The 308-nt window shown below is 47.4% G+C and carries 1 protein-coding gene; it reads right to left on the reverse strand.

The genetic code is table 11. The annotated features are described in order from the left end of the window. On the reverse strand, nucleotides 1-308 hold a 308-nt coding region (locus SB772_RS39905; protein ID WP_410838506.1), incomplete at both ends, for an aldehyde dehydrogenase family protein.

Genomic DNA, 308 nt, shown 5'->3' on the forward strand with positions numbered 1-308 from the left:
CCTTCCGCGAACGGCTTGCCTTCTTCAAGAGACAACAGCGTACCTAACTCATCACAGCGAGCAATCATTTCATCGCCAATCGCTTGTAGGATAGACTGCTTCTTTTCTAAAGAAGTCGCTTCCCACTTTGGCTGAGCGTGACGGGCAGCAGCAATAGCGTCTTTGACTTGATCGCTACTCGCTTGGGCGAACTCACCGATAGTGTCAGTGATATCAGATGGGTTGATATTGGCAACGGTATTTACGCCTGCCTGCCATTCACCATTGATATAAAGTGATTTGGTTGGGTCTTGTTGCAATATCTTTTG

It is taken from the genome of Paraburkholderia sp. SIMBA_030, assembly GCF_046535245.1.
GTDB lineage: Bacteria > Pseudomonadota > Gammaproteobacteria > Burkholderiales > Burkholderiaceae > Paraburkholderia.